The organism is Phytobacter sp. V69, from assembly GCF_965644215.1.
GTDB lineage: Bacteria > Pseudomonadota > Gammaproteobacteria > Enterobacterales > Enterobacteriaceae > Phytobacter.
In genome coordinates, this window is record NZ_CBFFRL010000215.1 from 1 (window position 1) to 7,165 (window position 7,165).

A 7,165-nucleotide genomic window follows, 5' to 3' on the forward strand; every position below is an offset into this window, starting at 1 on the left:
CTTATCGGTAGTTAACCCTTCCTCCTACACTCTCCACAATCATGTCCGAGCGTTGCACTTATTATCTGAATTCGCGCACAACATCACTCTCAAGACGCCGACTTAACCCATATTATGGCTGTTTATTCTGTTCATGCTGTCATTTAAAGTTAATAATTGCGGAAGAGATTGAGTGCATTATTATTTTTTTTACTGACGCAGCGTAAAGCGTAAGGAATTTATCGATCCGGCGGGTTAAATCACTTACTATGCCCGCGATAAAATTCCCCGTAAGGCGCGACACCGGGTAAAGTCGACGATGTTGGCTTTAATAATGAACGAGAAAACGTGACGTTTTCACGACAGCTTTACCCTGCGCGACAGAGAAGAAAACGCAGTACTGCCAAAGGAATTAATAATTTAAGTCATAAATAAGCAACACCCCGGTAACGCGTTACAGGCAAACACGTTTTCGACAACGGGAGCAACATCCTGGGTTGTAATCAGAAATGTTCGCGGGCGGACATTTCGTAAGGCGCAAGCCGCTGACATAACGGGGACAGTCCCCTTCGCTCAGCCCGCTTCCCTTATGCCGAGAATGAAAATTTTCATGCCATTCCTTATATGGCGCCCTGATATGAGATTGTTATGACTCGCATTTATCCACAAATCGTCGTTGCCAAATTTGGCGGCACCAGTGTTGCTGATTTTGACGCGATGAACCGTAGTGCCTCCATCGTCCTTGCCGATCCAGATGTTCGTCTGGTTGTATTGTCCGCCTCTGCTGGCGTCACCAATCTGCTTGTGGAGCTTTCCGCTGGCCTTGAGAGCGGTGAGCGTATGGACAAAATTGATACCCTGCGCACCATCCAGTACAACATTATTTCTCGCCTGAGCCAGAAAACGGCCATCAGTCAGGAAATTGACCATCTGCTCGAAAACATCAGCCGTCTTGCCGAAGAAGCGGCCAGCGTCAGTTCAACAGCCTTGAACGACGCCTTAGTCAGCCACGGTGAGCTGATGTCCAGCCTGCTGTTTGTTGAAGTGCTGCGTGAACGCGGCATCGATACGCAGTGGTTTGATGCGCGAAAAGTGATTCGCACCAACGACTGTTTCGGCTGCGCGGAACCGGTGATTGCGGCCACGGCCGAACTGGCTGAAAAGCAGCTGCGCCCGCGTCTGGAACAGGCGCTCGTGATTACGCAGGGCTTTATTGGCAGTGATGCAAAGGGACACACGACGACCCTCGGTCGCGGTGGCAGTGATTACAGCGCCTCGCTGTTTGGCGAAGCCTTACACGCCGCACGCGTGGATATCTGGACCGATGTTGCCGGGATTTATACCACCGATCCCCGCATTGTTCCTCAGGCTCAGCGTATGGATAACGTCTCATTCTCTGAGGCCAGCGAAATGGCCGCCTACGGGGCCAAAGTGCTGCATCCAGCTACCATGCTGCCAGCGATGCGCAAAAATATTCCGGTCTTTGTGGGTTCCAGTAAAAACCCAGCGGCGGGTGGTACATTGGTGTGCTGCCATGCGGATAACCCGCCACGCTACCGTGCGCTGGCCATTCGCCGCAAACAGACGCTGCTAAAATTACACAGTCTGAATACGCAACCGGCCTGCGTTTTCCTGGCAGAGATGTTTGCGGTGCTGTCACGCCATAATACGGCTATGGATTTGGTCACTACATCAGAAACCAGCATTGCGCTGATCCTGAACGCATCGGGCGCCACCTCGGGTGATGCAGATTCACTGACCACCTCGTTGCTGACTGAACTCTCCTCACGCTGCCGCGTTGAGCTGGAAACCGGTCTCGATCTGGTGACGCTTATCGGTAACGAACTCACCCAGGCGTCAGGGGTTTGCAAAGACGTATTCACCGAGCTGGAAAAACACCCTGTGCGCATGATTTGCCACGGCGCATCTGACCACACGCTCTGCTTCCTGCTACCCGCTGACTCTTCAGACGGCGCAGTGAAAGCGCTGCATCGCAGTTTGTTCGAATAAGACTGTGCAACCTGAAGCGAGCCGGTGCCGTGCTCGCTTCAGGTTATCAAGACGGTTTACGCCGGACTCGCCTCAAGAACCATCCCTTCCACCTTCGGCGGCATGACTTTTGCCAGCAGACCAGAGACATTCACGGTGTCCGTCTTCTCCTGGTCCAGATACGTTTGCGCATACTCGTTCCAGATCCCCGATTGCAGGAACAGGATGAACAACTCCCGATCCAGGTGATGCTCGTTGACCATGCTGGCCATGATATTCAACGCCTCAGAGAGCAATTTCCCCGGTTTGTAAGGCCGGTCGATGGCGGTCAAAGCTTCGAACACATCGGCAATCGCCAGCATTTTGACCTGCGCACTCATCTGCGTATGGTCGAGTTGATAAGGATAGCCCTTGCCATCTATCCGTTCATGGTGCCCACCGGCAATCGTCGACACGTTAGACATCGTGCGTGGGAACGGCAGATTATCCAGCATGATAATAGTCTGCATAATGTGCTCGTTGATTTTGTAGCGTTCCTCATCATTCAGCGTGCCGCGACGGATGCTCAGGTTATAAATTTCGCCATAGTTATACTGATGCAGCGGTTTTTTCAGCTTGAAGTGATAACGATCGGCCTCTTTGCTGACGTCGGAACGGTAGACAATATGCTCTTCTTTATCAGAGAGCATCGGCTCCTGAACGGGTAATCCCGTTGTCGGCTGGCGTTTTTTACGCGTCAACTCATCCTGCGAAACGCCGGCGGTGTCATCAAGCGTACGCGTCCAGCGGTAGTTGGCAATGTTATTGATCCGCGCTAACGCGTCATCGGAAAGAAACTCGCTGCCAATATTGCAGCGGGCAATAAAGTAGAAATCGTCATCGAGCTGGCGCAGCGTTTTGTCGAGCGTTTTAACATCAGCGCCCTCACCCTGGCGACGCAAGAATTCAATTTCCTTTTCCCGTTTAAGCACCTCAAAACGCATCCGGATTTCATGGATGCGGTTGTAAATCAGCTCCAGCTTGGTGGCTTTATCCACCACCGCTTCCGGGGTAGTGATCTTGCCGCAATCATGCAGCCAGCAGGCCGTATGCAGCTCATCCCACTCGTTTTCAGACAGCGTGAATCCGGCATACGGCCCTTCCCGCACATCAACGGCGGCCTGCGCCAGCATTTTGGTGATAACCGGAACGCGCTGACAGTGCCCGCCTGTGTAGGGACTTTTTTCATCGATGGCCCCCGCAATCAGTTTGATAAAGGCATTCATCAGTTTTTTCTGCTCAGCCAGCAGATGTTGGGCTTCAATCGCCACGGAAAGCATGCCAACCAGCGAATTGATCAGCTGGATTTTGGCATCTTCGTGTTTATCGGTAAGTACAGTGGTATTGAAAAGCAGCAGGAAACCCATAGGGTGATTATCATGTGTTTGCATCGGTACGGCGACGTAACGCACGGGTAAATGCGGTAACAAAAACGTTTCCAGTGACGCGGGCATATTTTCTTTGGTTAACGTGCCGCTGACGGTTTTCCCCTCTAATATTTGCCAGAATGCATCACAGCGTTCATGGTCTGCAGTCAGGGGTGGAATGGCAGAAAAATCGATATTTTCATCACCCCAACGAAACGCCGCCGGCGTGAACAGACGGGCATCCTGGTCCGCGAGGAACACCATTCCCCCAGTCATGTCCGCGATTTCCGTCGTATCGGTCAGTAGCCCCTGCATCTGCTGAGTAAAATTATTCTTCACGGTCAACATACTACCCATCGAAATAAACTTGATCAGCGTTTGTTTCATCTTTGCCATGGCGGTATGTAAGTCATCAATCTCTTCAATAATCGAGCTGCTACCGGGATACTCATGCGCCTCAAAGCGCAATTTACTGATCTCTTCGGCATCTTTACGCAGTCTGAGTAACGGATAGGATATTTTTCGTGAGAAGTACCAGATAACCGGCAGACTGAGGAGGAGGAGTAAGAACGCAATCAGCGTGGAACGGTTACTGATCGAACTGGCATTGGCCGTTAAAAACGTCGCAGGCGTGGCGATCGCCAGGCGGTAGTCATTTCCCATACTGTGAATATTAATCACCGAACCGTACCAGTCCTCATTATTCACGCTGAAAATAAGACTGTTTCTGGCATCCCCCTGGTTCAGTAACGGCACAAGTACCGACAGGTTTTCGGCTTTCACTCTGCCCTGATTATCGAATTCCCGCGTCGGCTGACTGGCGATGACCTCGCCGGATTCTGACAAAATCGCCGCCTGGCTGCCCGGCGGTAATCCTTGCTGCTGCAAAAACGCAGACAGTGAAGCGAGTGAAACATCAAGCCCAATCACCGCATGTTGATTATCGGCCAGTTGGCTGTAGGTAAAACCGGTTTCGCCTGTAGCTCTAAAAACATAGTTAGGTGACGTGATCAGCCCCTGTTCAGAATGGGCAAACGTGTACCACGTTCGGGTGCGCGGATCGTAATTATCATAAGGCACAATAGCTGATGAAATAACGTTCTGGTTATTGTCTAAATAAAACTCTTTTTTCTGCGGTGGCGTGACATCAAACCGATAGTTTTGTACGAGCCATTGCGCGTTGGTCGGACTTTTAAATACCGCCCGACTTTGATTCGTTAAGCGACGGAGAATGAAAAAGTCTCCGTTATCCCACGCGCTGTAAACGGAGCTGGCGTAATTGTTTTGTTGCAGGACCATGATGAAATTACTTAACTGCGCCATCCGCTTCGGCTCGGTCATTGCATCCGCAACCGGCATTTTCGTCAGAATATTGACCGAACTCGCCATTGTCTTTGTGACCGAATTCAGCTCGGCGGCAATCGCTTCACCGGTTTGTTGGTATCGCTGGTGTGTACTGATTTCAGCCAGTTTCGTCAGCTGACTATGGCTGAAAAGAATGATAATGCTGCCAATGGTGACAATTAACAATGTAAAAAGTACGGTTATCTGTATGTGCAACGGATACCGGTTTTTTAGTTTTCTTATGCGCGTTTTCATTGCTGCTGTGTCCAGGAAAAATACGGCGACTTTTTTAAGCATAATCGAAGCCGTTAAAAGCGACAGGCTGGGGAAAAAAGACTGTATTTCTTCGGTTTAAGCCAGAATTTGCCAGATCCTGTCGTGTATTAAGTCCTGCAAGTTGCCGTTAGCACTGATACGGTAACGGTGGTCAGTTTTTCCGCGCTTATGCGTATTAATCCATACGCATTGACTTACCCTCGAATAAGCAGAAAATGTGCCTCCAGGCGACAACCTGAAATACTGGAGTATCCCATTAACCGCTCACGTCGTTTTCTTCCGCTAACGAGAATCAAACAAGCCAGTACTTTTATGGCAGCCGCGTTGTTACTCGCCAGTTGCAGCTCTAAGCCACCCGTCTCGCTCGTTACACTCCTTCCGCCGGTCGCCAAACACCCTCTCTCCGATAAATCGCAGCAGAGCAACGAGCCGGTGCGCGGAGTCTGGCTGGCAACGGTTTCCCGTCTTGACTGGCCGCCTCTTGCCTCAGTGAATGGCGTTGGCAGTGCGCAAAGCCGCATCAATCAACAGCAGCAAGCCATGCGGGTGAAGCTGGATAAACTCAGAAGCCTCGGCATCAATACCGTCTTTTTCCAGGTAAAACCGGATGGCACGGCGCTGTGGCCGTCAAAAATTCTGCCCTGGTCCGATACACTCACCGGTAAAATTGGCCAGGATCCGGGCTACGATCCGCTGCAATTTATGCTCGATGAGGCGCACAAGCGCGGCATGCGCGTCCACGCCTGGTTTAACCCTTACCGCGTATCGACCAATATAAAACCCTCTACGGTTGCGGAACTCAATTCCACCCTGCCACTGCATCCGTCGAGCGTCTTTGTCCTGCACCGCGACTGGATACGCACGGCGGGTGACCGGTTTGTTCTCGACCCCGGCATTCCGGATGCGCGTGACTGGATAACCAGTATCGTGGCGGAGGTCGTCTCCCGTTATCCGGTCGATGGCGTGCAGTTCGATGACTATTTTTATACCGAGACGGCGGGATCTGCGCTTAATGACGGCGAGACGTTCCGCCTATACGGTCAGGGATTTGCCTCAAAGGCCGACTGGCGACGTCATAACACCCAGCAGCTGATTGAGCAGGTTTCTCACACCATTAAACAGCTCAACCCGAACGTCGAATTTGGCGTTAGCCCGGCGGGCGTCTGGCGTAACCGTTCTTTCGATCCGGCCGGTTCCGACACGCGCGGCGCGGCTGCCTATGATGAGTCGTTCGCCGATACACGCCGTTGGGTACAACAAGGCTTGCTGGATTACATCGCACCGCAGTTGTACTGGCCGTTTGCCCGTGACGCGGCGCGTTATGACGTGCTGGTAAAATGGTGGGCGGATGTCGTTAAGCCGACAAATACCCGGCTCTATATCGGCGTTGCGCTGTATAAAGTGGGCGAGCCGTCAAAAAATGAACCGGACTGGGCGGTGAATGGCGGCGTACTGGAACTGAAAAAACAACTCGATATGAATGAATCGCTGCCGCAGATAAAAGGCACGATTTTGTTCCGCGAAGATTATCTCAACCAGCCGCAAACTCAGCAGGCGGTAAATTATTTAAAAAGCCGTTGGGGCAATTAAGCGCATTAAAACGGGTGTTCTTTATGAACACCCGCCATTAATATGAGTGACAAACGCATTTCGTCCGCCCTACATCAAATGCTTCAGCATTTTGATATTTTTATCATTCGGTTCCTGATGCAGTTCAACGCAGTATTTCTCGCCATACACTTCGAGTAATTTTTGTACCGTGCCACGGCTGTTGCGGCTGTCCATCCATAGCTCTTCCCTTGCCTTATCGCCGATTTTGACCATCTCATTGTGGCTTATTGCAGGTGGCGTGGTACCGAAAAACAGCATGCTGTTCTTTTTATAATTATCCTGCGCATGTTCGTTGCCCAATTCATCAACGGCTAAACCACACTTTAATAACTTTTTAACTTTCGTTTCCTGGCTGTCACAACCTTGCAAAAGGAGAAGACTAAAAGCAATTATTACTGCTCTTGTAAGTTTCATTCCTGACCTTAACTAAAATAAAGTGCCACTCTTTCACGCGATTATATTAAAAACCGATTAAAAGATGTAGTCGGCGGATTCAACTCCGAAGTGCAACGCTAAGCCGCCAATCTTAGCTCTGCAAACACCACAGACGGTTGCCTGAA

At 50.9% G+C, this 7,165-nt stretch carries 4 protein-coding genes; 2 read left to right on the forward strand and 2 right to left on the reverse strand.

The window, feature by feature from the left end; all coding sequences use genetic code 11:
- Positions 1 to 627 precede the first annotated feature (627 nt).
- Positions 628 to 1,989, forward strand: coding sequence for a lysine-sensitive aspartokinase 3 (lysC, locus tag ACSZPU_RS21550; RefSeq protein ID WP_499002986.1), 1,362 nt, complete (start codon positions 628 to 630; stop codon positions 1,987 to 1,989).
- A gap of 56 nt (positions 1,990 to 2,045) precedes the next feature.
- Here lysC and ACSZPU_RS21555 read toward each other — a convergent pair whose 3' ends face one another.
- The gene (locus ACSZPU_RS21555) at positions 2,046 to 4,973 is read right to left on the reverse strand and encodes an HD domain-containing phosphohydrolase (protein WP_499002987.1); all 2,928 of its coding nucleotides are present in this window, start codon (positions 4,971 to 4,973) and stop codon (positions 2,046 to 2,048) included.
- 333 nt (positions 4,974 to 5,306) lie between these two features.
- Between ACSZPU_RS21555 and ACSZPU_RS21560 the strand changes: the two genes are divergently transcribed.
- The gene (locus ACSZPU_RS21560; protein ID WP_499002990.1) at positions 5,307 to 6,584 is read left to right on the forward strand and encodes a glycoside hydrolase family 10-like protein; all 1,278 of its coding nucleotides are present in this window, start codon (positions 5,307 to 5,309) and stop codon (positions 6,582 to 6,584) included.
- A gap of 69 nt (positions 6,585 to 6,653) precedes the next feature.
- Here the strand turns inward: ACSZPU_RS21560 and ACSZPU_RS21565 are convergent, their stop codons facing one another.
- Positions 6,654 to 7,019, reverse strand: coding sequence for a hypothetical protein (locus ACSZPU_RS21565; protein WP_499002992.1), 366 nt, complete (start codon positions 7,017 to 7,019; stop codon positions 6,654 to 6,656).
- Between the last annotated feature and the right edge of the window lie 146 nt (positions 7,020 to 7,165).

What these genes read in the sequence shown, in the direction of transcription:
- lysC (WP_499002986.1), top strand. Translation starts at nt 628, where the DNA reads ATGACTCGCATTTATCCACAAATCGTCGTTGCCAAATTTGGCGGCACC.
- ACSZPU_RS21555 (WP_499002987.1), bottom strand. Translation starts at nt 4,973, where the DNA reads ATGAAAACGCGCATAAGAAAACTAAAAAACCGGTATCCGTTGCACATA.
- ACSZPU_RS21560 (WP_499002990.1), top strand. Translation starts at nt 5,307, where the DNA reads ATGGCAGCCGCGTTGTTACTCGCCAGTTGCAGCTCTAAGCCACCCGTC.
- ACSZPU_RS21565 (WP_499002992.1), bottom strand. Translation starts at nt 7,019, where the DNA reads ATGAAACTTACAAGAGCAGTAATAATTGCTTTTAGTCTTCTCCTTTTG.